28 protein-coding genes and 1 other RNA gene are annotated in these 24976 nt (G+C 58.9%); 17 read left to right on the top strand and 12 right to left on the bottom strand.

The window, feature by feature from the left end:
- Positions 1 to 52: 52 nt before the first annotated feature.
- The 8 genes from WJM78_RS18825 to WJM78_RS18790 form a co-directional block, all read right to left on the bottom strand.
- Positions 53 to 703 (bottom strand): DUF4310 family protein, encoded by a 651-nt coding sequence (locus WJM78_RS18825; RefSeq protein ID WP_042039086.1) that lies wholly within the window; start codon positions 701 to 703, stop codon positions 53 to 55.
- A gap of 11 nt (positions 704 to 714) precedes the next feature.
- Positions 715 to 1491, bottom strand: coding sequence for a DUF4311 domain-containing protein (locus WJM78_RS18820; protein ID WP_287146194.1), 777 nt, complete (start codon positions 1489 to 1491; stop codon positions 715 to 717).
- Between the two features lie 40 nt (positions 1492 to 1531).
- Positions 1532 to 1828, bottom strand: a complete 297-nt coding sequence (locus WJM78_RS18815) for a DUF4312 family protein (protein ID WP_339010976.1) — start codon at positions 1826 to 1828, stop codon at positions 1532 to 1534.
- A complete protein-coding gene (locus WJM78_RS18810) occupies positions 1828 to 2193 on the bottom strand; it encodes a glycine-rich SFCGS family protein (protein ID WP_042039079.1) in 366 nt (121 codons plus the stop codon). Before WJM78_RS18810 ends, WJM78_RS18815 begins: the two co-directional genes overlap by 1 nt.
- Positions 2194 to 2556 carry a transcriptional regulator gene (locus WJM78_RS18805; protein ID WP_108537393.1) on the bottom strand — a complete coding sequence of 121 codons (363 nt, stop codon included), beginning with the start codon at positions 2554 to 2556 and terminating at the stop codon, positions 2194 to 2196.
- A 317-nt stretch (positions 2557 to 2873) separates the two neighbouring features.
- Positions 2874 to 4019, bottom strand: a complete 1146-nt coding sequence (degS, locus tag WJM78_RS18800; RefSeq protein WP_275929251.1) for an outer membrane-stress sensor serine endopeptidase DegS — start codon at positions 4017 to 4019, stop codon at positions 2874 to 2876.
- A gap of 89 nt (positions 4020 to 4108) precedes the next feature.
- Positions 4109 to 5470: a Do family serine endopeptidase gene (locus tag WJM78_RS18795; protein ID WP_212514170.1), complete on the bottom strand. Its 1362-nt coding sequence runs from the start codon at positions 5468 to 5470 to the stop codon at positions 4109 to 4111.
- Positions 5471 to 5551: 81 nt separating this feature from the next.
- The gene (locus WJM78_RS18790; protein ID WP_042039073.1) at positions 5552 to 5932 is read right to left on the bottom strand and encodes a YhcB family protein; all 381 of its coding nucleotides are present in this window, start codon (positions 5930 to 5932) and stop codon (positions 5552 to 5554) included.
- 140 nt (positions 5933 to 6072) lie between these two features.
- On the opposite strand from WJM78_RS18790, the gene zapE reads away from it, so the two are divergent.
- The 8 genes from zapE (at position 6073) to WJM78_RS18750 (ending at position 12246) form a co-directional block, all read left to right on the top strand.
- Positions 6073 to 7167: a cell division protein ZapE gene (gene zapE, locus WJM78_RS18785; RefSeq protein WP_275929250.1), complete on the top strand. Its 1095-nt coding sequence runs from the start codon at positions 6073 to 6075 to the stop codon at positions 7165 to 7167.
- A 266-nt stretch (positions 7168 to 7433) separates the two neighbouring features.
- Positions 7434 to 7862, top strand: a complete 429-nt coding sequence (rplM, locus tag WJM78_RS18780) for a 50S ribosomal protein L13 (protein ID WP_042039071.1) — start codon at positions 7434 to 7436, stop codon at positions 7860 to 7862.
- A 15-nt stretch (positions 7863 to 7877) separates the two neighbouring features.
- Positions 7878 to 8270, top strand: coding sequence for a 30S ribosomal protein S9 (gene rpsI / locus WJM78_RS18775; RefSeq protein ID WP_042019610.1), 393 nt, complete (start codon positions 7878 to 7880; stop codon positions 8268 to 8270).
- A gap of 295 nt (positions 8271 to 8565) precedes the next feature.
- Positions 8566 to 9156, top strand: coding sequence for a ubiquinol-cytochrome c reductase iron-sulfur subunit (gene petA / locus WJM78_RS18770; RefSeq protein ID WP_108536272.1), 591 nt, complete (start codon positions 8566 to 8568; stop codon positions 9154 to 9156).
- 2 nt (positions 9157 to 9158) lie between these two features.
- Entirely contained in the window at positions 9159 to 10376 is a 1218-nt protein-coding gene (locus tag WJM78_RS18765) for a cytochrome b (RefSeq protein ID WP_042039069.1), read from the top strand.
- Positions 10373 to 11107, top strand: a complete 735-nt coding sequence (locus WJM78_RS18760; RefSeq protein ID WP_042039068.1) for a cytochrome c1 — start codon at positions 10373 to 10375, stop codon at positions 11105 to 11107. The genes WJM78_RS18765 and WJM78_RS18760 overlap by 4 nt, the downstream gene beginning before the upstream one ends.
- 87 nt (positions 11108 to 11194) lie before the next feature.
- Positions 11195 to 11824: a stringent starvation protein SspA gene (gene sspA / locus WJM78_RS18755; protein ID WP_005314352.1), complete on the top strand. Its 630-nt coding sequence runs from the start codon at positions 11195 to 11197 to the stop codon at positions 11822 to 11824.
- On the top strand, positions 11821 to 12246 hold the full coding sequence (locus tag WJM78_RS18750; protein ID WP_042039067.1) for a ClpXP protease specificity-enhancing factor: 426 nt from the start codon (positions 11821 to 11823) through the stop codon (positions 12244 to 12246). Before sspA ends, WJM78_RS18750 begins: the two co-directional genes overlap by 4 nt.
- Before the next feature lie 47 nt (positions 12247 to 12293).
- Here the strand turns inward: WJM78_RS18750 and dolP are convergent, their stop codons facing one another.
- Genes dolP through WJM78_RS18730 form a run of 4 tightly spaced genes read right to left on the bottom strand, consistent with a single transcriptional unit; the run spans position 12294 to position 15577 of the window.
- On the bottom strand, positions 12294 to 12872 hold the full coding sequence (gene dolP, locus WJM78_RS18745; RefSeq protein ID WP_042039066.1) for a division/outer membrane stress-associated lipid-binding lipoprotein: 579 nt from the start codon (positions 12870 to 12872) through the stop codon (positions 12294 to 12296).
- Positions 12873 to 12876: 4 nt separating this feature from the next.
- Positions 12877 to 13467 (bottom strand): D-sedoheptulose-7-phosphate isomerase, encoded by a 591-nt coding sequence (locus WJM78_RS18740; protein WP_005305871.1) that lies wholly within the window; start codon positions 13465 to 13467, stop codon positions 12877 to 12879.
- A gap of 9 nt (positions 13468 to 13476) precedes the next feature.
- Positions 13477 to 13848, bottom strand: coding sequence for a YraN family protein (locus WJM78_RS18735; RefSeq protein WP_181364686.1), 372 nt, complete (start codon positions 13846 to 13848; stop codon positions 13477 to 13479).
- Positions 13790 to 15577 (bottom strand): penicillin-binding protein activator, encoded by a 1788-nt coding sequence (locus tag WJM78_RS18730; RefSeq protein WP_339010966.1) that lies wholly within the window; start codon positions 15575 to 15577, stop codon positions 13790 to 13792. The genes WJM78_RS18735 and WJM78_RS18730 overlap by 59 nt, the downstream gene beginning before the upstream one ends.
- Before the next feature lie 199 nt (positions 15578 to 15776).
- Between WJM78_RS18730 and rsmI the strand changes: the two genes are divergently transcribed.
- The 9 genes from rsmI (at position 15777) to mraY (ending at position 24973) form a co-directional block, all read left to right on the top strand.
- Positions 15777 to 16610, top strand: coding sequence for a 16S rRNA (cytidine(1402)-2'-O)-methyltransferase (rsmI, locus tag WJM78_RS18725; protein WP_287145973.1), 834 nt, complete (start codon positions 15777 to 15779; stop codon positions 16608 to 16610).
- Between the two features lie 61 nt (positions 16611 to 16671).
- Positions 16672 to 17057: RNase P RNA component class A (rnpB, locus tag WJM78_RS18720), an RNA gene on the top strand.
- Positions 17058 to 17507: 450 nt separating this feature from the next.
- Positions 17508 to 17966: a division/cell wall cluster transcriptional repressor MraZ gene (mraZ, locus tag WJM78_RS18715; RefSeq protein ID WP_042039062.1), complete on the top strand. Its 459-nt coding sequence runs from the start codon at positions 17508 to 17510 to the stop codon at positions 17964 to 17966.
- Positions 17967 to 18905, top strand: a complete 939-nt coding sequence (gene rsmH, locus WJM78_RS18710) for a 16S rRNA (cytosine(1402)-N(4))-methyltransferase RsmH (RefSeq protein WP_042039060.1) — start codon at positions 17967 to 17969, stop codon at positions 18903 to 18905. It abuts the gene before it with no gap.
- A gap of 3 nt (positions 18906 to 18908) precedes the next feature.
- Positions 18909 to 19223 (top strand): cell division protein FtsL, encoded by a 315-nt coding sequence (gene ftsL, locus WJM78_RS18705; RefSeq protein ID WP_042039059.1) that lies wholly within the window; start codon positions 18909 to 18911, stop codon positions 19221 to 19223.
- Complete coding sequence (locus WJM78_RS18700) at positions 19220 to 20971, top strand: penicillin-binding transpeptidase domain-containing protein (RefSeq protein WP_287145971.1); 1752 nt, start codon at positions 19220 to 19222, stop codon at positions 20969 to 20971. The genes ftsL and WJM78_RS18700 overlap by 4 nt, the downstream gene beginning before the upstream one ends.
- 89 nt (positions 20972 to 21060) lie before the next feature.
- On the top strand, positions 21061 to 22545 hold the full coding sequence (gene murE, locus WJM78_RS18695) for a UDP-N-acetylmuramoyl-L-alanyl-D-glutamate--2,6-diaminopimelate ligase (protein ID WP_339010961.1): 1485 nt from the start codon (positions 21061 to 21063) through the stop codon (positions 22543 to 22545).
- A complete protein-coding gene (locus WJM78_RS18690; protein WP_339010959.1) occupies positions 22542 to 23897 on the top strand; it encodes a UDP-N-acetylmuramoyl-tripeptide--D-alanyl-D-alanine ligase in 1356 nt (451 codons plus the stop codon). The genes murE and WJM78_RS18690 overlap by 4 nt, the downstream gene beginning before the upstream one ends.
- Positions 23891 to 24973, top strand: coding sequence for a phospho-N-acetylmuramoyl-pentapeptide-transferase (mraY, locus tag WJM78_RS18685; protein ID WP_042039051.1), 1083 nt, complete (start codon positions 23891 to 23893; stop codon positions 24971 to 24973). Before WJM78_RS18690 ends, mraY begins: the two co-directional genes overlap by 7 nt.
- The last annotated feature ends 3 nt before the right edge of the window (positions 24974 to 24976 follow it).

The following is a 24976-nucleotide window of genomic DNA, read 5'->3' as shown; positions in this document are numbered from 1 at the left end:
CGCGACAGATCGCAAACAGGTTCTTAAATGCCGCCCGAGAGACGACCTGTGATTAAGCAAGGGCGACCGGGAAGAAGGTGCCGAGCAGCATGGCACCCAGGATAGCGCCACCTGTGATGGGCTTGTTCCACACGTAGAACAGCAGTGCACCCAGCAGTGAACCCAGCCCTATGGGGATGGAGGCCCCCATGGCGGAGAGGATGATCAAGGGGCCAAGGAAGCGGCCCGAGCTGTTACCAGCCCCCATCATCACGTCGGCGCCGTAGGTGGAGTTGCTCTGGTTGATGGTGAACTTGCGCGCCAGAATGATGATGCCGCCAATAGCAAGCCCGATGGCCATACCGGTGGCCAGCGAGGCGCCGAAGTTCTCCACCGGATAGACGATACCGGCCCCCAGCAGCAGGGCGGGCACGCCCAGCCCGACCCCGGTCTGGATGGCGCCGCCGATATCAAGGATACCCACCAGTGAGCCCTCGATGATGCGGGCAAACAGGAAGCTGGCTCCGAATGCGGCGACCGCGCCGTAGGCGCCTGTGTCCATGCCCGCTTTCAGCATGGCGACGAAGGCCACCTCGTTGAAGGCACCGACTCCGTACAGGTAGAACATGTGGGTTCCGGCAAAGACGCCGGCCGAGAGCAGGCCGACGAAGATGGGGAAGGACCAGTCGGCGTACCAGAAGTTGTTTCTCAGTTTCTCATCCATGTGGTGGCCCCTTATTTGCCGCTAAGCAGGTTATGGACGTTCTCCAGCCACAGGGGAATGCCCATGTGGAAGGATTCAATCAGTTTAATGTCGAAGCCGCGGAAGAAGCCGCTCAGCACGAACAGCAGCACGATGGCGGCCATCATCACGCGAGTGACGTGATTCCAGCCGCTCTCCTCCACCCCCTTGCCGATCAGGATGCCGAGCACCAGCCCCGGCACTGCGTTGCCCATGATGAGTTGCGCCAGACCGCCGAAGATGGTGGCCCAGAAGCCGGATTTCTTGCCCGCCTCGATGGCGGCGAGCCAGAAGATGACCGGCATGACGGTGTTGACCAACAGGTTTGCTGCCGGCACCAGCACCTTGACGGCGGTGACTTGCAGGGCTTCCGGCACAGCGGCGGCCGTGCTGTTGAGGAAAGCGACGACGATGGCACCTATGATGCCGCCGGCGATAGCCATCTTCTTGGGATCGTGCAAGGTGGTGGCGAGATCCCGATTCTTGACCAGCAGTGCGGCTGTGGCCCAGTGCGGAATGATGCGGTGGTCCACGTCCTGGGTGAAGGCACCGGCCGCCACCGTCGAGGCCCAGGCGTTGAAGAAGAAGCCGAGGCCGAACGAGAAGTGGGAGGCGGGATCCCCTTCGCAGGAGTTGAGCTCGCCCAGGGTACGGAAAGCGCCCATGCCCTGTACGGTCGGGGCGTGGAACATCCGCGCCGCGCCAGCCCCCACCCCGACGCCCACCAGGCCGCCGATGATGAGTGACTTGATAAATATGATTAGAAACATCCAGGGTATCCTTCTTGTGAGGTGGTGCCAGCGGGTGGCGTCACACCCGGGTGAACGTGACTTGTTCGGCGTCCAGGCTGGTGACCTTGACCGTGATCTCGAGCTGGACGCGAAACTCGCGGCGCTGGCGTGGCAGAAAGAAGAACAGGAACTTCTCCACCCGGACCGACTCTTCAGCCTTGAGCACCTGCACCTCGACCGGTTCGATCCGTAGCATCACGCGCGGGTTGTCCTTGAGCAGGGTTGGTTGCACCTGACTGAGGGCGGCGGCGAACGCCTGTTGGCGGGTCGTCCCCTTGCCGTTGACGATGACCTGGGTGGTGAAGTTCTCTTTCATCAGACGCGTCCGTGCTTCTTGGCGAAGGCTTCGACCAGCTTCTGGCCCAGCTCTTCCTTGTCCATGAAGCCGAAGCCCAGCACCACGCAGCCGTCATTGATGGCGGTGACACCCTCCTCGACGGAGCGCATGCCATAGCGGCACTTGTAGCCGTATTTGGTCTGGGCCGTGATGGCACCGGCGCCACCGCTGCCGCAGAAGGAGATGCCGAGATCCGCCTGCTCCTTGTTCATCACATCACCGAGCTTCATGTCGGCGGCCATACCAGGGATCACGGTCACGCTGGCACCGGCGGTTTCTGCCCCTGCACCCACTTTCTGGCCCTTGCCGAGACGATCTCCAATCACGAGTTTGATGGCTGACATTTAGATATCTCCTTTGAGTGAGCTGAGTTCGTTTTCTTTGGCGACTTCGAAATGGACGGACAAGAGGTGAGCCTCTTCATAGGCCAGCTTGTCCAGCCAGGCGACGACCTGTTCGGCCAGCCGCAGGGAAAGGGGGGAGATCTCCTCGAACAGGCTGAGGTCGACCTCTGGCAAGGATTCGCCGCTATGGGAGCGCCACACCATGGCCTTGACATGGGAGGCCAGCATCTGCCGTTGCACCTCGTTGGGGATGATGCCCTGTTCGGCCAGCAGGGGATGGATGCGTGCCAGGACCAGGTCGGTCTTGCGCAGCAACGCCGGGCTGTTCGGGGTCAGGGTCTGGTCGTGGGTCTCTGTTTGCAATGTCTGCTCTCCAAGGCTGGCAGAAGGGATGGCGTTACCCTAAGCCCGCAGGGGCGTGCAGAGGAGGCAGCGTTTTTCCGATTCGAAGCGGAAATTCCCGTGCGCTTGGGCTGAAAACGGTGATTTTTGTGCGTTGGTGGGGGCGGAGGGCTGCTATCGGGGCCAACTTAGTGTGATCAAAGGCACACTTGGCCCGCGGGACTGACCCGATAAGGCTTGGCGGAAACTGTGAGTCGCCTCACGGATGATAAGGAAAAGAAGGGGCGCAGAGATGACAAAGGGCGGTATCCCGCCCTTGTAATGGAGAGCACTGAGCGTCAGCTGGCGGCAGCGGCACTCGCGTTGGCATTGTCCTTGTTCTTGTTCTGTTGTCTTTGCTGGTAGCGCAGGTCTTCTTCTATGGTGACCTGCAGCTCCAGTGGCTTGCCATCGCGAAACACCGAGATAGTGAGCTTGGTGCCGGGGCGGCTCTCTACGATCTTGTCCATGGCAGAGCGCACGCCACTGATGGCTTCCCCGTTGATCTTGAGCAGCACATCTCCCCGTGCCAGCCCCCCCCTGGCCGCCGGGCCATTGGGATCCAGGTTCTCGATCACCAGGCCACGCAGATCGCCCAAGTTCATCATGCGTGCCACTATGGGGTTGATCTCGACGCTGGAGATGCCGAGGTAGCCGCGGATGACCCGGCCATTGGCGATCAGCTCGTCCATGATCCGCTTGGCCAGCTTGTAGGGGATGGCGAAGCTGATGCCATAGCTCTCCTGATTGCTATTGAGGTGATAGGCGGCCGTGTTGATGCCGACCAGATCGCCACGGCCGTTGACCAGGGCGCCACCTGAGTTGCCCTCGTTGATGGCGGCATCGGTCTGCAACAGATCCTGCCGCCCGTTGCTGTCCGGCCCCATGCTGGAGAGACCGATCCGGCCGGTGGCACTGATAATGCCTTGAGTGATGGTCTGGCCGACGTTGTAGGGGTTGCCGATGGCGAGCACGACATCCCCCACATCTGGCAGCCGATCGGGATCCTGCGGGATCACCGGCAGGTTATCCGACTCTATGTAGAGCACCGCCAGATCGGTCAGCTGATCGGTACCGACCAGCTCGGCACTGAACACGCGGCCATCCTGCAGCGCGACTATTATCTGGTCCGCATCGGCGATGACATGGTAGTTGGTCAGCACATGGCCACGCGGGTTCATGATGACGCCCGAACCCAGCCCCTGAGGCCTGAGTTCGGCCTGGTTGCCCTGATTGCGGGCGAAGCTGCGGGTATAAATGTTGACGACGGCAGGGCCGGCCCGGTGTGCCGCATAGGAGAAGCTCAGATCGCGGGCATTGGTGATGAGGCCAGGCAGCTGGGCACCGCCACGGAAATCGGGAAACATCAGCAACAGGAGAGCCGCCACGGTTAAACCGAAGCCGATAGACTTGCCCAAGTAACTGATCAAAGGTGGGATTTTCATGTCATTCTCATCCGTACATGCAGCGCGCAGAGAATAACACTATCGGTGGATAAAAATCACCCGCGGCGACGGCCGCGGGTGTGAGGGCGTTAACGTAAAACCAGATAGAGGGAGGACTCCCCGCGCTGTATGTTCAGTGCCAGTACCTCGGGCTTGTTCTTGAGCGCCTTGGTCAGCTCCTCCAGCGAGTTGATGTGCAGGCGGTTGACCCCGATGATGATGTCGCCCTTCTGCAGGCCGGAGGCGGCAGCAGGAGAACGCGGATCGATATCAGAGACAGCCACGCCGGTGACTGGTTCGGTCGTGGTGCTGAGCTTGGCGCCTTCCAGGGCCGGGTGCAGCGCGCTGGCGAGGATCTCGCTGTCATCTGCTTTCTTCAGGATGACCTTGACGGTCTGTTCCTTGCCATCACGGATGAGGCCCAGGGAAACCTGCTTGTCGGCCCCCATGGTAGCTATCTTGGCGCGCAACTCACCGAACGAGCGGATGGCTTTGCCATCTATGCTGATGATGATGTCGCCAGCCTTGATGCCTGCCTTGGCGGCGGCAGAGCCGGGCATGACCTGGTTGACGAAGGCGCCATCCTTCTTGTTGTAGCCGAAGGTCTTGGCGATCTCTGAGGTCAGCTCGGTACCCGTAATCCCCAGCTGGCCACGGCGTACTTCACCGAACTTGACGATCTGTTCGGACAGATCCCGCACCATGTTAGAGGGGATGGCGAAGCCGATGCCGATGTTGCCACCGTTCGGGCCCAGGATGGCGGTATTGATGCCGATCAGCTCACCGCGCAGGTTGAGCAGGGCGCCACCCGAGTTACCGGAGTTGATGGCTGCATCGGTCTGGATGAAGTTCTCCAGATTTTCGATGTTGAGGCCGCTTCTGCCCAGGGCGCTGACGATGCCGGAGGTGACTGTCTGGCCCAGGCCAAACGGGTTGCCTATGGCCAGTGCATAGTCGCCGACTCGCAATTCGTCCGAATCGGCAAATTTGATCTGGACCAGATCCTCAGCCTTGATTTGCAGCAGCGCGATGTCGGACTGCCTGTCTTCACCTATCTTCTTGGCCGCGTATTCACGACCATCTTTCAGGTTGACCTTGATCTCGTCCGCCTCGTGCACGACGTGGGCGTTGGTGATCACGTAGCCCTTCTTGGCATCTATGATGACGCCTGAGCCCAGCGCCTGGAAGGGCCGCTCGCTCACCTGCTCACCAGGCATGTTGGGGCCGAAGAAGAAGCGGAATTGTTCCGGCAGACGCTGGCGGGTGATTTTTTTGCCAGAGACCGAGATATTGACCACAGCTGGCGTGACCTGTTCGAGAACCGGCGCCAGGCTCGGCATCTCCTGGTTGTTCGCCAGCAAAGAGGGCAGCGCAGCCTGCACCGGGGTCGCTGACATAGCGATACCGACACTGAGGGCTAACACACTGAACACAGAAAGAGGTTTACGCATATGAAAAACGGCTCCCAGAAAAAGTTGCAATGCAATCGTCAAGGTCTGACCACGATACAGCGCAGTTAGTTCCGCAAAGAACTAGCTGGACTGCTTGAGCAAACCGGACGCGCCAGCATAGTCACGGGGCGGGATACCGGGTTCTTCGTTGACCTGGGTATCTGCGTTATCGTCGAGCAGCGCTTCGCGGAATCGCGGCTCCTGTGCCTTGGCCAGGAATTTGCTCTGTTCTGCCATGTGGCGATAGAGGGTCTGATACTGCTCGGCCAGTTGCTCCATCAGGGCGGCGCTGTCGGCAAAGTGGGTATTGATCTGGCCCTGGTAGTTTTCCAGCTCCGAGTGTGCTTTTTTCAGCTCTTGTTCCAGACGTCCTGCATCCCGGCTGCGCACCGTGAAACGACCGATGATGATGCCGATAATCAAGGCGGCGACAGCCAGCAGGATCCCATTTAACAGACTCATAGATGCTCCTTATTACAGCTAAATCAGTGTGTGTTGATGCGGCCTGGGTGGCCGCTACGCCTTGATGGCACTATACCGTGCACCCCGAGAGCGTGATACCATTTTGTCCTCTGTTCAGGGACTTGGAGGCGGTTGACAGGATGACCCCGCAGCAAAAATATCAGCAGGATTTGCAGCGCCCCGGCTTTGTGGCCGACCCGGCCCAGGCGATGGCCGTGACCCGCCTGGAGCGACTCTATCAGGATTTGTGCCAAAGCCCGACTCCGACCAGATCCCGCGGCCTGTTGGGCTGGTTGCAAAAGCCCAAGGCCCAGGAACCTGTCCTCGGGTTATATATGTGGGGTGGAGTGGGCAGAGGCAAGACCTGGTTGATGGATACTTTTTTCGAAAGCCTGCCGGGGACGGGAAAACTGCGTATCCACTTCCACCGTTTCATGCACAGGGTACACGACGAACTCAAGGGGCTGACCGGTCAGGCCGATCCGCTCAAGCTCATCGCCAGCAAGCTGGCCAGCGAGATAGACGTCATCTGTTTCGATGAGTTCTTTGTCTCCGACATCACGGATGCCATGCTGCTGGGGACCTTGTTCCAGGAGTTGTTCGGGCACGGTGTGGTACTGGTGGCCACCTCGAACATACCACCACAGGATCTTTATCGAAATGGCCTGCAGCGCGCCCGTTTTCTGCCAGCCATCGCATTGATCGAGCGTCATTGCGAGATACTTAACGTGGATGGCGGGATCGACTATCGCTTGCGTACTCTGGAGCAGGCTGAGATTTATCACTCTCCGTTGGATCAGCAGGCAAAAGCGAATCTTGATCGTTATTTTCAACAGTTAACAGGGTTGGAAGAGGCTCGGGCGGGCAGTGTCGAGATCAACCATCGTCAATTGACGTCGCTGGGGATGGGAGAAGGGGTGCTCTACATGGAGTTCGAGCAACTTTGCTGCACTCCGCGCTCGCAGGGCGACTACATAGAACTGGCACGACTGTTTCACACCGTGTTGCTGGCCAATGTGCAGCCCATGGGGGCGGGCACGGATGACGCGGCTCGCCGCTTCATCGCCATGGTGGATGAGTTCTATGAGCGGCACGTCAAACTCATTATGTCGGCGGCTGTCTCCATGACAGAACTCTACGGGGACGGGCTGCTGAATTTCGAATTCAAACGTTGTCTTTCACGGCTTCAGGAAATGCAATCGCACGAATACCTTGCCAGAGTGCACCTTCCTTAGTCACAATACCGCGCCTGCCAGTCGGATGGGCATCTGCGGCAGGTAGGGCCGGGCGACATTTGCTAGCTTCATGGCAGTGAAATTAGCAGGTGATATTTAAGGCAACTTCACTTATAATCGCCCGGCCCACGTTACAGCTGTCGATAAGGCAGCAACACTTTAAGCTTTACTTGTATTCGAAGGGGTACAGGTAGGCCATCGTTTGTTGTTTGTGGGAGAGCCCCCATAAGCAATTGGGTCTGTAACAGGTAATTGGGTTTAACTTAATGAAAACTTTCGTTGCCAAGCCAGAAACCGTAAAACGTGACTGGTACATTGTGGACGCAGAAGGTAAAACTCTGGGTCGTATCGCAACCGAGATCGCTTCTCGTCTGCGTGGTAAGCACAAAGCTGAGTACACTCCGCACGTTGACACCGGTGATTACATCATCGTTGTAAATGCTGAGAAGGTACACGTAACCGGTAAGAAATTTACCGACAAAATGTACCATGCTCACTCCGGTTTCCCGGGTGGTATCAAGTCAATCAGCTTCGACAAGCTGATCAAGCGTAAACCGGAAATGGTAATCGAAGCTGCTGTCAAAGGTATGCTGCCGAAGGGTCCTCTGGGCCGTGCCATGTTCCGTAAACTGAAAGTTTACGCAGGCGCCGAGCATGCTCATGCTGCTCAGCAACCTCAAGTACTGGATATCTAATCGGGAACTGGCAACATGGCAGAAAATCAATACTACGGTACCGGCCGTCGCAAAAGCTCCACTGCTCGCGTGTTTATCAAAGCGGGTAGCGGTAAAATCATCATCAACCAACGCTCCCTGGAGCAGTACTTCGGCCGTCCGACTGCCCGCATGGTAGTTCGTCAGCCGCTGGAACTGGTTGAGATGACCGAAAAACTGGATCTGTACATCACCGTTAACGGTGGCGGCATCTCCGGTCAAGCTGGTGCAATCCGCCACGGTATCACTCGTGCTCTGATGCAGTACGATGAGACCCTGCGTGCCGAACTGCGTAAAGCAGGCTTTGTTACTCGCGATGCCCGTAAGGTTGAGCGTAAGAAAGTCGGTCTGCACAAAGCTCGTAAGCGTCCGCAGTACTCCAAGCGTTAATTCGCTTTTGGTACGCACTCTCACGAGTGTCAAAAAAGCCTGGCCATGTGCCAGGCTTTTTTTATTGGTAATATTATTTACGCCAATGCTAACACCACGTCACAAAAGACAAATATTTGTGTATTTATTGTTTTTGCCCTTCGCTTCTCTTTCTTGTCAAGTTGTTATCTTTTCTTTAAAATTCCCTCGGTTTTTCTGTGACAATTGTAACTCCGCTTCCGCCGCTGTTGTCACGGAAGAAAGGGGAACAGGGACACAATAAGAATGTGCGGAGTCCACATGGGAGAGTTTTTGGATGAGCAATGCGCCAGTTGATACCGGTCGCCGCAGATTTCTTACCTGGTCAACGGTCGCCGTTGGTGGGGTAGGAGCTGCTTTTACCGCAGTGCCGTTTATAAAGTCATGGAACCCGAGTGCCAAAGCCAAAGCGGCGGGTGCTCCGGTAGAAGTGGATATCAGTAAGTTGGAACCAGGTCAGCTCATTCGCGTTGAGTGGCGAGGCAAACCGGTCTGGGTGGTAAAACGTACCGAGCAGACGCTGGATGCCTTGGCTGCTCATAATGACAAGTTGCGCGACCCAGCCTCCGACGAACCCCAGCAGCCCGACTATGCCCACAACGAGCACAGGTCCATCAAGCCGGAAATCTTCGTTGCCGTCGGTATTTGCACCCATCTGGGATGCTCTCCCTCCTATCTGCCGGACAGCTTCGGTGAACAGGTTCAGGGCGTGACCTCCGGATTCTTCTGCCCGTGCCATGGCTCCAAGTTCGACATGGCTGGTCGAGTGTTCCAGGGGGTGCCTGCACCTTTGAACCTGGTCATTCCGCCGTACCAATATCTTAGCGACACCACCATCCTGGTCGGTGCCGACGGCAAGGAGGCTTGACCATGTTTGCCAAACTGATGGGCTGGATCGACGATCGCTTCCCGCTCACTGCCATGTACAACGACCATATGGCCAAGTACCCGGCGCCAAAGAACCTGAACTTCTGGTACATCTTCGGCTCGCTGGCCATGCTGGTGCTGGTCAACCAGATTATCACCGGCATCTGGCTAACCATGAACTACAACCCCTCTGCAGAAGGCGCCTTTGCCTCCGTAGAGTACATCATGCGGGATGTGGACTATGGCTGGTTGTTGCGCTACATGCACTCCACAGGCGCGTCTGCGTTCTTTGTGGTGGTGTATTTGCACATGTTCCGCGGCATGATCTACGGCTCCTACCAGAAGCCGCGCGAGCTGCTGTGGATCTTCGGCATGCTGATCTTCCTCTGCCTGATGGCCGAAGCGTTCATGGGCTATTTGCTGCCCTGGGGTCAGATGTCATTCTGGGGGGCCCAGGTTATCATCTCACTGTTTGGCGCCATCCCGGTGATTGGCGACGATCTGACCCTGTGGATCCGTGGTGATTATGTCATCTCGGGTGCGACCCTTAACCGCTTCTTCGCCCTGCATGTCATCGCACTGCCGCTGGTGCTTGTGATGCTGGTGGTCATGCACATTCTGGCGCTGCACGAGGTGGGCTCCAACAACCCGGACGGCATCGACATCAAGAAGCACAAGGACGAGAAAGGCTGGCCGCTGGATGCGGTGGCATTCCACCCTTACTTTACCGTGAAGGACATGATCGGGGTGGCAGGCTTCCTGTTCCTGTTCTGCGCCGTCATCTTCTTCAAGCCGGACATGTGGGGCTATTTCCTCGAAAAGCCGAACTTTGAAGTGGCCAACGGCCTGAAAACCCCGGCGCACATTGCCCCCGTGTGGTACTTCACACCCTTCTACGCCATTTTGCGTGCGGTGCCGGACAAGCTGCTGGGCGTCATCATGATGGGTCTCTCTATCCTAGTGCTGTTCCTGCTGCCCTGGCTGGATCGCTGCAAGGTGCGCTCAGTGCGTTATCGCAGCACTCTGCACAGGCTGAACATCGCCCAGTTCGTGGTCTGCTTCGTCATTCTCGGTGTCCTCGGCGTGTTGCCATCGACCCCGACCCTGACGCTGATTGCCCAGATCTGTACCCTGGGTTATTTCGGGTTCTTCGTCCTGCTGTTCTTCTACAGCAAGAACGAACGCACCAAGCCGCTGCCGGAGAGGGTGACATTTAAATGAAAAGAATAATTTTTGCAGTGCTGACCCTGCTGCCAGCGCTGGTGTTTGCCAATACCGGTGCCGTGCAGCTGGACAAGGCCAACTATGACTTGAACGACAAGGCGTCCCTGCAGCGTGGTGCCACCACCTTCATGAACTACTGCTTTGGCTGCCATAGCACCCAGTACCAGCGTTACAACCGGGTTGCGGCAGATATAGGCATTCCGGAAGACCTGATGGCTGCCAACCTGATCGTCAACGGTGCCAAGATCGGTGATCTGATGGAAAACTCGGTTTCAGAGCAGGATGCGGCCAAGTGGTTTGGTGCGCCTCCCCCCGATCTGACACTGGTGGCGCGGGTGCGAGGTGCAGACTGGATCTACACCTATCTGCGCTCCTTCTACGTGGACGAGACTCGTCCGTTTGGTGTGAACAACGTGGTGTTCCCGTCGGTGGGTATGCCCCACGTACTGGAGCCGCTGCAAGGCACGCCGCGTGCCGAGTTTGCCACTCATATGGTCGATGGGGTGGAAACCCAGCAGGTTGTCAGTGTCAAATCTGACGGAAACGGTGAAATGAATAACGAAGAGTATGATCAGATGGTACTGGATCTGGTAAACTTCTTGGTCTACTCGGCTGAACCGGTACAACAGGAGCGCGAACGCATGGGCTTCTGGGTACTCGGATTCATCGTGATCTTCTTCATCTTCACTGTGCTGTTGAAGAAGGAATTCTGGCGCGACGTTCACTAAGCGACCAGATCCGGGTAATATAATGCACGGCAATGAAGACCAAGATGCTTCATTGCCGTTTCTGCTTTTTAATGACGGGAGGGTTCAATGGCTGTAGCTGCCAATAAGCGTTCGGTAATGACGCTGTTTTCCGGTGCCAACGATATGTTCAGCCATCAGGTGCGCATTGTCCTGGCGGAGAAGGGTGTTAGCGTAGATATTTGCCAGGTTGACCCAAGCAACCTGCCGGATGAGCTGGCCGAGCTGAACCCGTACAACACAGTACCGACTCTGGTCGATCGTGAGCTGGCACTGTACACCTCACGCATCATCATGGAGTATCTGGACGAGCGCTTCCCGCACCCGCCCCTGATGCCCGTTTACCCGGTAGCCCGTGGTAACAGCCGTTTGATGATGCATCGCATCGAGCTGGACTGGTACTCCCTGGCTGACAAGATCATGGCGGGTACTGACGTGGATGCGGCACGCGCCGAGCTGCGAGACAACCTGCTGGCCATTGCGCCCATCTTCGGTGAAATGCCCTATTTCATGAGCGAAGAGTTCGGTCTGGTCGACTGCTATATGGCCCCGCTGCTGTGGCGTCTGCCGAGTCTCGGCATTGACTTCGCCGGCCGTGGAGCCAAGGAGCTGAAGGCCTACATGGTTCGTCTGTTCGAGCGTGAATCCTTCCAGGCTTCCCTGACTGAAGCCGAGCGCGAGATCCGTGCTGGCGTATGAGCATGGAACCGACAATGACACCCAGTCGCCCGTATCTGTTACGGGCGTTCTTTGACTGGTTACTGGATAACGAGCTGACCCCGCATCTGGTGGTCAACGTCAATATCCCTCATGTGATGGTGCCGATGCAGTTTGTCCAGGATGGACAAATTGTGTTGAACATAGCGCCGCGTGCGGTGGGGCAGTTCCACATGGACAATGAAGCCATCAGTTTCAGCGCCCGTTTCGGTGGTGTCTCCCAGCAGGTTTATATCCCGATGGCGGCCGTGCTGGCCATTCATGCCCGGGAAAATGGCGTGGGTACCCTGTTCCCGCCCGAGCCGGGTTACGACCTTTGGCTGGAGCAGGCCGAAGCACCGGCGGAGCCTGAGCCGGAACCACCGCGTCCGACTGGTCGTCCGACGCTGAAAGTCATCAAATAAAAACGCAGCCAGTTGGCTGCGTTTTTTTATAGCGGTTTGCTCGTCGCTCAGTTCTGGGCGAACTCGAAAGCCTTGATAACGCGCTTCACGCCGCTGACGTGGCGGGCTATCTCAACGGCTCGATCCCCTTCCTGACGAGTGACCAGGCCAATCAGGAACACCTCGCCATTCTCGGTGACCACCTTGACCTTGGCGCTGTCGAAGTTCTTGGCTCCCAGCATGTCTGCACGGACTTTGGAGGTGATCCAGGAGTCATTGCTGCGAACCCCTATGCTGACCGGCTGGCCGAGGCGCAGTTCGTTGTAGACGTGGCGTACACCGTCGATGCGGGCCACTATCTTGCCTGCTTCGAGTTTGTAAGCGTCAGAAGGTGTCTGACCGACCAGCAGCACACGGCCGTTGTTGCTGTAGACGCTGATCTTGCTGGCCGCGCTCAGCGGCTTGTTGTCGGCCAGCAGGTTGGCCGCTTTCAGCTCTATGGCCTGATCGCTCCACTGGGCCCCCAGGGTGCGGCGATCGCCGGAAGCCTTGGCAGTACCGGCGGCACCGCCCACCACCACGGCCGCACAGCCTTGCAGCAGCAGGGTGCCGGCCAGCAGGCCGAGCAGGAGAGTTTGCTTCTTCATGGTTTCAATCTTCCTGTTGCGGGAAAAGAGTCTGGTCGATGAGGTCACACAGGCAGTGCAGGGTCAACAGGTTTACTTCCAGAATGCGGGGGCGACGGGCGGATGGCACCCGGATCTCCACATCGTTGGGGCCGAGCAAGCCGGCGATCTCGCCGCCGTCACCGCCACCCAGCACGACTATCGTCATGTCGCGGGAGAGCGCGGCTTCGGCTGCCTTGATCAGGCTGCGGCTGTTACCCGTGGTGGTGATGACCACCAGGATGTCGCCGGGTTGACCCAGAGCCCGGATCTGCTTGGCATAGACTTCCTCGAAGCCATGGTCGGTGGCGATGGCGCTGATGGTGGCCATGTCGGGGGTCAGTGCCATGCCGGGCAGGGAGGGGCGCTCTGTCTCGTAGCAGTTGACCAGCTCCGAGATAAACAGCTGGGCCAGTGCCGCAGAAGGACCATTACCGCACGCCATCACCTTGTGGCCATTGAGCAGACAGATGGTCAGCATCTGGGCCGCAGTATGGATAGCGTCCGGCAGCGCCTCGGCGGCGGCAATCTTGGTCTGGATGCTTTCGGTGTAGTTCTCTTTGATGCGGTCAGTCATAGGGTCCTCTTAAAATGCGTTCTGGATCCAGTCTGGCTGGTCTCCCTCGAACGCAATCACATCGAATCGGCAGGCCTGGCTGGCCTCGTTGATGGCATGTTGCTTGAAATAGTGGCGCGCTGCCAGCACGATCTTGTGCTGCTTGCGCCGGGTGACTGAGCTGGCTGCTCCACCATGGCTGGTGTTGGCGCGGTAGCGGACCTCAACAAACACCAGGGTTTCCCCCTGGCGCATGATGAGATCGATTTCGCCCCCCCGACAGCGGTAGTTGCGGGTCACCGGTTGCAGACCTCGGGCCTGCAACCAGCGTTCCGCTACCTGCTCAAAGTGCGGTCCCTTGCTCGTCGGTGACGGGAACAGGTTCTGCCACTGTTGGCTCATCCGTGCCAATAGACCCTTCATCGGAGGCTCCCTCTAGCTGGGGCATGGCACTGTCACTGACCAGCTTGCCGTTCTGGTAGGTGGCCCAGTCCAGTACCCGCACTATGTTGCCACTGGCGTCCACGCTCAGCTGGCCGCTCATGCCAGGCTGCTGCATGGCATTGACCTTGCGCATCTGCTGCAGGTTTTCCGCCAGGCTGACGGCATCGTAACCGAGCGCGAAGAGGCGTAGCAGGTCACCCTGGGTCTGTGGCCAGAGCAGGGCAATTTGCTCCCGTTGCTTCTCGTAGCCACCCAGCAGCAGTGGCATGTCGGAGATATGCATGCTATTGAGCTCGGAGGCAACCTCTGTTGTGGCGCTGTCGTAGCCACGTGAGCTGCTGTAGATGGGCAGACTGCCCATGGGATTGACCGAGATGTCCACATAGGGCTTGATCATCCGGGTCTCCAGGCTGTTGGCGACCACATAGACCACATCTATGCTGCGCGGGGCTGCAGCTGAGAGTTGCACCACTTCCCCTGCCCGGGCGGTCGAGCGGCCGCTCAGGGCATTTTTGACCATCCCCTGCACCTCGTTGCGGGCACCGAAGGTGGCCACGACCGGCGGGTCCTGACTCACGGCGGCCCATGCCTGCTCAAACGCCTTGATGCTGCTGTAGCCGATCCGCCCCTGGGCGGCGATCAGCAACGGCTTGCGATAACCCTGACCGTAGAGATATTGCGCGGCCTGGGCCGCATCGGCGGCAGCCGAGAGGGAAAAGTAGAAGGTGTTGTCGTTGACGATCGGCTGGTCCAGCTCGTTGAGCGCCAGCACGGGGACGGTCGGATTGGACTTGAGCAGCTCCTCGACCCTGTCCTTGAGCAGCGGGCCTATGATCATGTCGGCCCCTTCCTGAATGGCCTGCTTGTAGAGCTCGCCCATCGTCTTGGACTGGGTGTCGTAGAAGTTCAGGGTGAATTGGCCCTGATTCTCCTTGTAAGACATCAACATGCCGTTGCGAATGGCGGCGCCTTGAGGCTCCAGGTTACCGGAGAGCGGCAGGAACACGGCGATCTGTTGCAGTGTATTGAGGTTGCTGGTTGCCAGATCACCCAGACCCGCCGGCATGTCTTTCTGGGCCGGGTGGTGCGGGAAGGCTTGCTTCCAGCCCGCCAGCTGGCGGGCCATCTGATTGGGCTGGGCACCGAACTCGTTCACCAGTGCTGCCAGTCGCAGCCAGCCAGTGGTCACATCGGGGGCGGGGGCTTCTTCCAGCGCCTGCAGGGTGGACGGGGTCATGCTTTTCAGCAGTGACCAGATCTGCTGATGGTTGGTCGCCAGCTCATTCTGGGCCAGATAGGGCTCCAGCAGGATCAGCGATTTGGCGGCTCCAAACTTGTTGTTGATGTCCAGTTGCAGTACTACCCGCTGGCGATACCAATCCTTCTGGGTATCGGCATCCAGCGCTACCTCCGGCTTGCCCTCCAGCAGGATCAGCGCCTGGTTGGCGTTGCCCTGGGCGAGCAACAGATGTGCCTGCAGCAGTTGCAGCTGCGCCTTCTGCTCCGCGCTCTGGGCCTGCTTCTGCAGTTGCTGGTACAGGGCCGAGGCCGGTTTGGCCTGGCCGAGTGCCAGATAGCTGCGCGCCGCCATCACCTGCCAGGTGAAGGCGTCGGCCGGTTTGGCTTGGTCCACCTGCTCCAGATACCACTGGGCATTCTTGGTCAGATTGGAGAACGCAGACGGCATGCCTGGTTGCACGGAAGGTTGGTTGGGCTCCGACGCACAGGCGGCGAGCAGTACTGCCGCGAGTAGGATGCCGAAGAGTCGTGATACACTTAGCTGCTTTGTAACCCGGTTCAAGTTCATTCCCCGACCAGTGTTGAAGTTCTCCATAGTGTAAACGGGCCAATATGGCGACACAATTGTCGGGACACTCGGAGATCCCATGAGTGACATCCCAACCCTGTATATAGTCCCCACTCCGATCGGTAATCTGGCGGACATCACCCAGCGTGCATTGGACATTTTACGCAGTGTCGATCTGGTGGCTGCCGAGGATACGCGTCATACCGGTATCCTGCTCAGCCATTACCAAATCTCGGTGCCGACCTTCGCGCTGCACGATCACAACGAGCAGCAGAAAGCCGATGTGCTGATCGGCAGGATCAAGGAGGGCAAGAATGTCGCCCTGGTCTCGGATGCGGGCACCCCGCTCATCAGCGACCCCGGTTACCACTTGGTCACCCGCTGTCGTGAGGCCGGGGTCAAGGTTGTGCCGCTGCCCGGTCCCTGTGCCGCCATCACGGCGTTGAGCGCCGCTGGCCTGCCGACCGACCGCTTCGCCTTCGAAGGGTTCTTGCCCGCGAAGACCAAGGGGCGTGATGATCGGTTACAGGCGGTAATCGAAGACACCCGTTCGCTGGTGTTCTATGAATCCCCGCGCCGGGTGCAGGATACGGTGGAAGCGATCGCTCGCATTCTGGGGGAGCGTCAGGTGGTGGTATGCCGCGAGCTGACCAAGACCTTCGAGTCCATCCATGGTCTGCCAGCCTCCGAGATGCTGACTTGGCTCGGCCAAGACGATAACCGCTGCCGTGGCGAGATCGTGCTGGTGGTCGCCGGTGCCAGCAAGGTGGATGAAGAGCTGCCCGCCGAGGCTATCCGCACACTGGGGCTGCTGGTCGCCGAATTGCCGCTGAAAAAAGCGGCAGCCCTGACTGCAGAGATCCATGGCGTCAAGAAGAATGCCCTCTACAAATACGGTCTCGATCACTATTAATCCGGGGAAAGGCCAATTGCAGGTTTACCCGGGCCGGCGGACAAGGCTATAATCCGCGCCCGGAGTCGGCTGGGCAATCGCTGCTTCGTCGTTGTGTCCTTCGGGACAGACGGGCGAAGGGGAGGAAAGTCCGGGCTTCATAGGGCAGGGTGCCAGGTAACGCCTGGGGGGCGCGAGCCCACGACCAGTGCAACAGAGAGCAAACCGCCGATGGCCCGCAAGGGATCAGGTAAGGGTGAAAGGGTGCGGTAAGAGCGCACCGCGCGACTGGCAACAGTTCGTGGCACGGTAAACTCCACCCGAAGCAAGACCAAATAGGCCCCTATTGGCGCGGCCCGCGTTGGGGGCGGGTAGGTTGCTTGAGCCAGTGAGCGATTGCTGGCCTAGAGGAATGATTGCTACCGGGGCAACCCGGAACAGAACCCGGCTTACAGGCCGACTCCGACCTCTTCCTGAAGAGCCTTGCGATTTATCGTGAGGCTCTTTTTTTATTATCTGGAAAAATATTGTCACCGTTTGGGCTGTGATGTTTTCTGTTGAGTGTTTTTTTTGATGTTTTATATTTAAAATCAAATGTTTATTATTTTTTTACATATGATTTAGGTGCTGATCGAGTACCAAGAAACGAGGGATGCCTCCAATGTATCTTTTTTGTCCTCTTTGTTTATTTTTTAGTTGATTTCAATTAATCAGATTGCCGTTAACTCAAATAACTCGTGGAAAATCAACTCATTTAATCAGCGCTGCCCAATCACTGCGTCAATATGTTCCCTATGCCCGATATCCTCGCTTGAAAAGCCCTCAGCACGTCCTTAAACTTCAAGGTGGGGAAAAGTGGATCAAAGTGGTTTTTATCGGGCGATTTGCCCCCCTTAACTCATTTTCAGGGACTGCAATTTGTTGCGTGGTGCTCACGCCATCAGCCTGGACAGCAAAGGGCGATTGGCAATTCCGACCAAGTACCGTGATTGGCTGCGCGACGAAAGCGAGGGCCAGCTGGTCTGCACCATAGATATTGCTCATCCCTGCTTGCTGCTTTACCCCCTGAACGAATGGGAAGAGATAGAGCGCAAGCTCAAGATGCTCTCCAGCATGAACCCCGTAGAGCGCCGCTTGCAGCGGTTGTTGCTCGGCCATGCGACCGAATGCGAGCTGGATGGCAATGGCCGTCTGCTGTTGAGCCAGCCACTGCGTAACCACGCAGGGCTGGACAAGAAGATCATGCTGGTGGGCCAGCTCAACAAGTTTGAGCTGTGGGATGAAGCCCGCTGGCAACAACAGGTCAATGATGACATTCAGGGCCTGCCCGAGGACGACTGGGCAAGCTCGCCACGACTACAGGATTTTTCTTTATAAATGACCCAAGCCGCTGAACACATCACAGTGCTGTTGCACGAAGCCGTTGAAGGGCTGGCCATCAAGCCGGACGGCATCTACGTCGACGGTACTTTTGGCCGGGGTGGTCACTCTCGTCTCATTCTCCAGCACCTGGGCCCGAACGGCCGGCTGATCGCCATTGACCGGGATCCCCAGGCCATTGCCGAGGCTGCCAAGATCCAGGATCCCCGTTTCGAAATCGTGCACGGCCCCTTCTCCGGCATTACCACCTATCTGGCCGAGCGCGATCTGCTGGGCAAGGTAGACGGCTTTCTGCTGGATTTGGGTGTTTCCTCCCCCCAGCTGGACGATGCCGAGCGTGGTTTCAGTTTCATGAAAGACGGCCCGCTCGACATGCGGATGGACCCCACCTCGGGCCAGAGTGCCGCACAGTGGCTGGCTCGCGCCGATGTGGATGACATTGCCTGGGTATTGAAGACCTTCGGCGAGGAGCGTTTTGCCAAGAAAATAGCCCGCGCCATCGTCCATGATCGGGTCACCGAGCCTTATGTGCGAACCCGCCAGTTGGCGGAGATGATTGCCAGGGTCAATCCGAGCAAGGAGAAGGGCAAACACGCCGCCACCCGCAGCTTCCAGGCCATCCGCATCTATATCAACAGCGAGCTGGACGAGATCGAGACCGCGCTGGACGGTGCCCTGCAGGCGCTCGCTCCCGAGGGGCGTCTTTCCGTCATCAGCTTCCACTCGCTGGAAGACAGGCTGGTGAAGCACTTCATCCGCAAGCACGAGAAAGGCCCCGAGGTGCCGCGCGGCATTCCGTTGACCGAGGCCCAGCTGGCCGGTGGCCGCAAATTGAAGGCGGTTGGCAAGGCGCTCAAACCTTCCGAGCATGAAGTCACCGAAAACAGCCGATCGCGCAGCTCTGTGCTGCGGGTCGCCCAGCGACTGGCGGAGTAAGTCATGAGCGAGGTGCGTGTTCATCTGGCCAGGGAGATCCTCGGCGATCTCTGGCGGCACAAGCTGCAGGTCGTGCTGGCCGTTGCCGTGCTGATCACCGCCTTTGCTGTGATCCTGGTGACCAACATGACCCGTGGCATGACCGCCCAGCAGAACGATCTGATGGCGGAAGAGGATCGGCTCAACATCGAATGGCGTCACCTCCTGCTGGAGCAGGGGACGCTGGCCGAGCACTCTCGCGTAGCGAGCCTGGCCATGGACAAATTGCATATGGCTCGCCCGCTGGTGACCACCGAGAAGGTAATCACACAACCATGAAACGCAAGGCATCTGCCAAGGCCCCACCCAAGACGAAAGCACCGTCACTCTATCCGTGGCGCTTTCGCACATTGGTGTTCTTCATCGGCATTGCGTTTGCTGGCTTGATCCTGCGGCTGGCCTGGATCCAGGTGATAGATCCGGATCGGCTGCGCCAGGAAGGGGACATGCGTTCATTGCGGACCACAGCCACCCAGGCGGTGCGCGGCATGATCACCGATCGCAATGGTGAACAGCTTGCCGTATCTGTGCCGGTGGAGGCCGTCTGGGCCGACCCCAAGACGGTGCACGAATCCGGCGCTATTCATAACGAGCGCGCCTGGCTGGCGCTTTCCGCTGTGCTCAAGCTCGACATCAATACCCTCAAACACCGCATCTCCAACCCGAGCAAGCGCTTCGTCTACCTGCAGCGGCAAGTGACGCCAGCGGTGGCGGAGTACATCAAGGGCCTCAAGCTGGGTGGCATCTATCTGCGCCCAGAGGCGCGTCGTTTCTATCCCACCGGTGAGATCAGTGCCCATCTGGTGGGGGTGACCAACATAGATGGCAGCGGGATAGAAGGGATAGAGCGCAGCTACAACGAGTGGCTGACCGCGACCCCGGGGGAGATGCGGGTGCGCAAGGACAGGCAGGGTCGGGTCATCGAACGGCTTGGCCTTGTCAAGGAGGGCAAGAACGCGAACGATCTGCAGCTGAGTATCGACCAGCGGGTACAGGCATTGGCCTACCGCGCTCTCAAGCGGGCCACTGACGAGAACAAGGCAACCTCCGGCTCCATGGTGATGCTGGATATCAAGACCGGCGAAGTGCTCGCCATGGTCAACACCCCCTCCTACAACCCGAATAACCGCGGTCAGTACCAGAGTTTCCGGGTACGCAACCGGGTCGTGACCGATACCTATGAGCCGGGTTCGACCATCAAACCCTTGATTTTGTTGAGTGCCCTGCAGGCAGGCGTCACCAGCTGGAAAGACACAATCCCGGGCGGGCCGCTGTATATCGGGGCCAAGCAGATTCGTGATGTGAGCATCCACAAGGCGACCAACCTGTACGACATACTGCGCTACTCCTCCAACATTGGTATGTCGCGCATCGCGCTGCGTATGCCGGCGCAGGAGATGATCAATACCCTCAGCATGGTCGGTTTCGGCATGGATACCGGCAGCGGACTGATGGGCGAGAGTAGCGGCATGCTGCCCCAGCGTCGTCGCTGGTCCGATATCGAGCGGGCCACCCTTTCGTTCGGTTACGGCCTGCGGGTCACTCCGCTGCAGCTGGCTTCCGCCTACGCCACCCTGGCCAACAAGGGCAAGCGAGTGCCGCTCTCCATCGTCAAGGTGACCGAGCCGCCCAAGGGCGAGCAGGTCATCGACCACAACAACGCCACCGCCATGTTGCAGGCGCTGGAGTACGTGGTGAGCAATGCCATTCCGAGAGCGCAGATCCCAGGTTACCGGGTCGGCGGCAAGAGTGGTACCGCCAAGGTCGCCGTCGCTGGCGGCTACGGCAAGGATTACATGGCCTGGTTTGCCGGTTTTGCCCCGGCCAGCAACCCCCGTTTCGTCATGGTGGTGGTGATCAACGAGCCCAAGGGCGATGCCTACTACGGTGGTGCCGTTGCGACGCCGCCCTTTGCCGAAGCCATGGGCGGGGTGCTGCAGCTCTTCAATATTCGTCCCGATGCGTTACCGCCTGCAGTACCTGCCAAACTCGCCCGTATGGAGGCCCCCCTTGCACCGCGCACTTGACCTGGCCCTCCATCCCATCTGTTCTGGGGCGTATTCCATGCTGTTTCGCGGTGTGAGCGTCTGCATTCCTGCCCATACGGAGGCTTCCCATGTTGCACCGCGCACTTGATGCATTACTGCGCCCCTTCGGCATCCGTGCCCCGGCGCTTGCCCTGACCGATATCCAGCTGGACAGTCGGCGGGTCGGGCCCGGTTGTCTCTTCGTGGCCATTCGTGGTCATCAGGTGGATGGCAGACGGTTTATCGAACAGGCGGTGGCTCAGGGAGCGGCCGCTGTTGTATTTGAGGAGGATGGTGAATTTATCGCGCCTCAGCTGGCCGTGCCTTGCATCGGCATTCCCAGTCTGCCAGCCAGACTCTCCGAACTGGCCGGTTACTTCTACCAGCAGCCTGCCAACAGGCTGGAACTGGTCGGCATCACGGGCACCAATGGCAAGAGCACCACGGCGCTGCTGGTTGTCAACTGGCGTACTCTGCTCGGTGGCAAGGCTGGCGTGATGGGCACCATAGGCAATGGCTTGTTTGGCAAGCTGATCGAAGCGGAAAATACCACCGGCAGTGCCGTGCAGGTACAGGCCAATCTGGCTGAGCTGCAGTTGCAGGGGGCGGATCTGGTGGCGATGGAGGTTTCAAGCCACGGTCTGGTACAGCATCGTGTGGCGGCGTTGCCTTTCGCGGCGGCCGTGTTCACCAACCTGAGCCGGGATCATCTCGACTATCACGGCACCATGGAAGCGTATGGCGCGGCCAAGGAGCTGTTGCTGCAACGGGTCGATGCACCGAATGCGGTGATCAACCGGGATGACGAGCTTGGCGCCAAGTGGCTCGAAAAATACCCGACTGCAGTAGCCTTCAGTGTTGATGGTCCGATTGAAAATCATGTTGGCCGTCAGTTAACGGCGCAGCAACTCGATTTTCACCAGCAAGGTTTTCGCGCGCAGATTAACTCCAGTTGGGGGAATGGTGTATTATCCGCCCCCTTGCTCGGCCGCTTCAACGTCAGCAATGTGCTGGCGGCAATGGGCGTCATGCTGGTGCTCGGTTACGACTTCAACGAGTTGCTGGCGACCGCCCCCCAATTGCAGCCGGTGACCGGCCGCATGGAGTGTTTCGGTGGCGGCAATGCGCCGCTCGCCGTGGTCGATTACGCCCATACCCCGGATGCGCTTGAGAAGGCATTGCAGGCCCTGCGAGTGCACTGCAAAGGTCAGCTCTGGTGTCTGGTGGGTTGTGGTGGCGACCGGGATCGCGGCAAGCGCCCCATGATGGCGGCCATGGCTGAACGGTATGCGGATCGCGTGATCCTGACCGACGACAATCCCCGTACCGAGGAGCCGGCCCGGATCATGGCCGACATGGTGGCGGGTCTTCGCGATCCTGCTGCGGTGCAGGTGGAGCACGACAGGGTCAAGGCGATTGCGCTGGCCATCGGTCAGGCGAGCAAACAGGACATCATCCTGGTGGCCGGTAAGGGTCATGAGGATTATCAGATCATTGGAACCGACAAGCGGCACTACAGCGACCGGGAAACCGTCGTGGTCGCCTTGCACACATTATTGGAGTCATTCACATGATGACCCTCAGGCTTGCCGAGCTGGCGCAGGTACTCGATGCCCGTCTGATCGGTGGCGACGGCGAGATCACGGCTGTGAGTACCGACACCCGCACCCTGGGAAAGGGCGCCCTGTTTGTTGCGCTGCGTGGTGAGCGCTTCGATGCCCACGATTTTTGCGATCAGGCCGTTGCCGCAGGGGCCTCTGCCCTGCTGGTGGAGCGGGAATTGCCACTGGCCATTCCCCAGCTGGTTGTCAGCGACAGCCTCAAGGGGCTGGGCCGCCTTGGCAAGCTGGTGCGCGAGCGCATCAATCCCAAAGTGCTGGCCATCACCGGCAGCTGCGGCAAGACCACGGTCAAGGAGATGGCTACCGCTATCCTGCGTCACGAAGGCGAGGTGCTGGCCACCGCCGGCAACTTCAACAACGAAGTGGGTGTACCGCTGACACTGCTGCGGCTCGAGCCGCAGCACAAGTTTGCGGTGATGGAGCTGGGCGCCAACCACAAGGGTGAGATTTCCTGGACCACGTCACTGGCCAAACCTGATGCCGCCATCATCAACAACGTGGCGGCCGCCCATCTGGAGGGGTTTGGTTCTCTTGAAGGGATTTTCCACGCCAAGAGCGAAATTTTTGAAGGCCTGAGCGAGGGCGGTAGCGCCATCGTCAACGCTGATAACGAATTCTGGCCGAAGTGGCGGGCACGCGGCATCCATAACGCCTTCTCCATCGAAGACCAGAGCCAGCCATACCACGCTCGAAACGTGGTGCTTAACAATGAAGGCTGCGCCGAATTTGTGCTGGTGACCCCACAGGGCGAGTTGCAACTGACCCTGGCGATCCCCGGTCGCCACAACGTGGCCAATGCGCTGGCTGCCGCTGCGGGCTGTCTGGCCCTCGGTGCATCCCTCGACTCCGTCAAGGCGGGGCTGGAGCAGATGGCGCCGGTCAAGGGACGCTTCTGCGTTCAGCGCTGGGGCGGTCTGACACTGGTAGATGATACCTATAACGCCAGCGTGGAATCCGTGCTGGCGGGCATCGATGCCCTGACCGCCATGGGCGGCTTCAAGGTACTGGTGTTTGGTGACATGCGGGAACTGGGTGATGAGTCTGCCGAGCAACATGCCCGGGTGGGCCGTCATGCCCGCGAGTGCGGTCTGGATGCCGTGCTGACAGTAGGAGAACATAGTCGCCATACCGCAGATGCCGCGGTTGGCCGACATTTCGATAACAAGGCGTCGTTGTTTGAAGTGCTTGCGCAAATGATAAATACACATCAAGAAATTTCGATTCTGGTCAAGGGCGCCCGCGGCTCCCGCATGGAAGATATCGTCAAGATGGTCGTTGACCGTCAGGAGTCAGCCACATGCTAGTCTGGCTGGCGGAACTGCTCACCCCGCATTTCACCTTCTTCAACGTCTTCTCCTACCTGACGTTTCGCGCCATCCTGTCGATCATCACCGGCCTGGTGGTGGCGCTCTGGATGGGGCCACACCTCATCCGCCGTCTGCAGATCATGAAGTTCGGCCAGGTGATCCGCAACGACGGTCCCGAGTCCCATCTGAGCAAGAAAGGCACCCCGACCATGGGCGGCCTGATGATCATTGCGGCCATTTTCATCTCCGTGCTGCTCTGGAGCCGTCTCGACAACCCCTATGTCTGGCTGGTGCTGTTCGTGCTCGGTGCCTACGGTGCCATCGGCTTTGCCGACGACTACCTCAAGGTGGTGCGCAAGAATACCGACGGTCTGATCGCCCGCTGGAAGTACTTCTGGCAGTCGGCGGTCGCGCTGGGCGTGGCTGTGTTTCTCTACGCCACGGCCACCCACGATGGTCAGACCCAGCTGGTGGTGCCCTTCCTCAAGGATGTGATGCCGCAGCTCGGTCTGATGTTCATTGTGCTGACCTATTTTGTCATTGTCGGTACCTCCAACGCGGTCAACCTGACCGATGGTCTGGATGGCTTGGCCATCATGCCGACCGTGATGGTGGCAGGGGGGTTCGCGCTGATCGCCTGGGCCACCGGCAACGTCAACTTCGCCAACTACTTGCACATTCCCTACGTGCCCTATACCTCCGAGCTGGTGATCGTCTGTACCGCCATTGTCGGGGCGGGTCTGGGCTTCCTCTGGTTCAACACCTACCCGGCCCAGGTCTTCATGGGGGACGTCGGTTCCCTGGCTCTTGGCGGCGCGCTCGGCACCATAGCCGTGCTGGTGCGCCAGGAGTTTCTGCTGGTGATCATGGGGGGCGTCTTCGTGATGGAGACTGTCTCCGTGATCCTGCAGGTGGGCTCCTACAAGCTGCGTGGCGTGCGGATCTTCCGCATGGCCCCGATCCATCACCATTATGAGAAGAAGGGCTGGCCGGAGCCGCGCGTCATTGTGCGCTTCTGGATCATCACCCTCATGCTGGTGCTGCTCGGTCTCGCCACCCTGAAGGTGAGGTAAGCC

Source organism: Aeromonas popoffii, assembly GCF_037818705.1.
In the GTDB taxonomy this organism is placed as follows: domain Bacteria; phylum Pseudomonadota; class Gammaproteobacteria; order Enterobacterales; family Aeromonadaceae; genus Aeromonas; species Aeromonas popoffii.
Note: the sequence above shows the minus strand (reverse complement) of the source record. Positions and strands in the feature narration are given on the sequence as shown.

Excerpts from the sequence above, each read along its gene's own strand:
- WJM78_RS18825 (WP_042039086.1), bottom strand. The coding sequence starts at position 703 with ATGGATGAGAAACTGAGAAACAACTTCTGGTACGCCGACTGGTCCTTC.
- WJM78_RS18820 (WP_287146194.1), bottom strand. The coding sequence starts at position 1,491 with ATGTTTCTAATCATATTTATCAAGTCACTCATCATCGGCGGCCTGGTG.
- WJM78_RS18815 (WP_339010976.1), bottom strand. The coding sequence starts at position 1,828 with ATGAAAGAGAACTTCACCACCCAGGTCATCGTCAACGGCAAGGGGACG.
- WJM78_RS18810 (WP_042039079.1), bottom strand. The coding sequence starts at position 2,193 with ATGTCAGCCATCAAACTCGTGATTGGAGATCGTCTCGGCAAGGGCCAG.
- degS (WP_275929251.1), bottom strand. The coding sequence starts at position 4,019 with ATGAAAATCCCACCTTTGATCAGTTACTTGGGCAAGTCTATCGGCTTC.
- WJM78_RS18795 (WP_212514170.1), bottom strand. The coding sequence starts at position 5,470 with ATGCGTAAACCTCTTTCTGTGTTCAGTGTGTTAGCCCTCAGTGTCGGT.
- WJM78_RS18790 (WP_042039073.1), bottom strand. The coding sequence starts at position 5,932 with ATGAGTCTGTTAAATGGGATCCTGCTGGCTGTCGCCGCCTTGATTATC.
- zapE (WP_275929250.1), top strand. The coding sequence starts at position 6,073 with ATGACCCCGCAGCAAAAATATCAGCAGGATTTGCAGCGCCCCGGCTTT.
- rplM (WP_042039071.1), top strand. The coding sequence starts at position 7,434 with ATGAAAACTTTCGTTGCCAAGCCAGAAACCGTAAAACGTGACTGGTAC.
- rpsI (WP_042019610.1), top strand. The coding sequence starts at position 7,878 with ATGGCAGAAAATCAATACTACGGTACCGGCCGTCGCAAAAGCTCCACT.
- petA (WP_108536272.1), top strand. The coding sequence starts at position 8,566 with ATGAGCAATGCGCCAGTTGATACCGGTCGCCGCAGATTTCTTACCTGG.
- WJM78_RS18765 (WP_042039069.1), top strand. The coding sequence starts at position 9,159 with ATGTTTGCCAAACTGATGGGCTGGATCGACGATCGCTTCCCGCTCACT.
- WJM78_RS18760 (WP_042039068.1), top strand. The coding sequence starts at position 10,373 with ATGAAAAGAATAATTTTTGCAGTGCTGACCCTGCTGCCAGCGCTGGTG.
- sspA (WP_005314352.1), top strand. The coding sequence starts at position 11,195 with ATGGCTGTAGCTGCCAATAAGCGTTCGGTAATGACGCTGTTTTCCGGT.
- WJM78_RS18750 (WP_042039067.1), top strand. The coding sequence starts at position 11,821 with ATGAGCATGGAACCGACAATGACACCCAGTCGCCCGTATCTGTTACGG.
- dolP (WP_042039066.1), bottom strand. The coding sequence starts at position 12,872 with ATGAAGAAGCAAACTCTCCTGCTCGGCCTGCTGGCCGGCACCCTGCTG.
- WJM78_RS18740 (WP_005305871.1), bottom strand. The coding sequence starts at position 13,467 with ATGACTGACCGCATCAAAGAGAACTACACCGAAAGCATCCAGACCAAG.
- WJM78_RS18735 (WP_181364686.1), bottom strand. The coding sequence starts at position 13,848 with ATGAGCCAACAGTGGCAGAACCTGTTCCCGTCACCGACGAGCAAGGGA.
- WJM78_RS18730 (WP_339010966.1), bottom strand. The coding sequence starts at position 15,577 with ATGCCGTCTGCGTTCTCCAATCTGACCAAGAATGCCCAGTGGTATCTG.
- rsmI (WP_287145973.1), top strand. The coding sequence starts at position 15,777 with ATGAGTGACATCCCAACCCTGTATATAGTCCCCACTCCGATCGGTAAT.
- rsmH (WP_042039060.1), top strand. The coding sequence starts at position 17,967 with ATGACCCAAGCCGCTGAACACATCACAGTGCTGTTGCACGAAGCCGTT.
- ftsL (WP_042039059.1), top strand. The coding sequence starts at position 18,909 with ATGAGCGAGGTGCGTGTTCATCTGGCCAGGGAGATCCTCGGCGATCTC.
- WJM78_RS18700 (WP_287145971.1), top strand. The coding sequence starts at position 19,220 with ATGAAACGCAAGGCATCTGCCAAGGCCCCACCCAAGACGAAAGCACCG.
- murE (WP_339010961.1), top strand. The coding sequence starts at position 21,061 with ATGTTGCACCGCGCACTTGATGCATTACTGCGCCCCTTCGGCATCCGT.
- WJM78_RS18690 (WP_339010959.1), top strand. The coding sequence starts at position 22,542 with ATGATGACCCTCAGGCTTGCCGAGCTGGCGCAGGTACTCGATGCCCGT.
- mraY (WP_042039051.1), top strand. The coding sequence starts at position 23,891 with ATGCTAGTCTGGCTGGCGGAACTGCTCACCCCGCATTTCACCTTCTTC.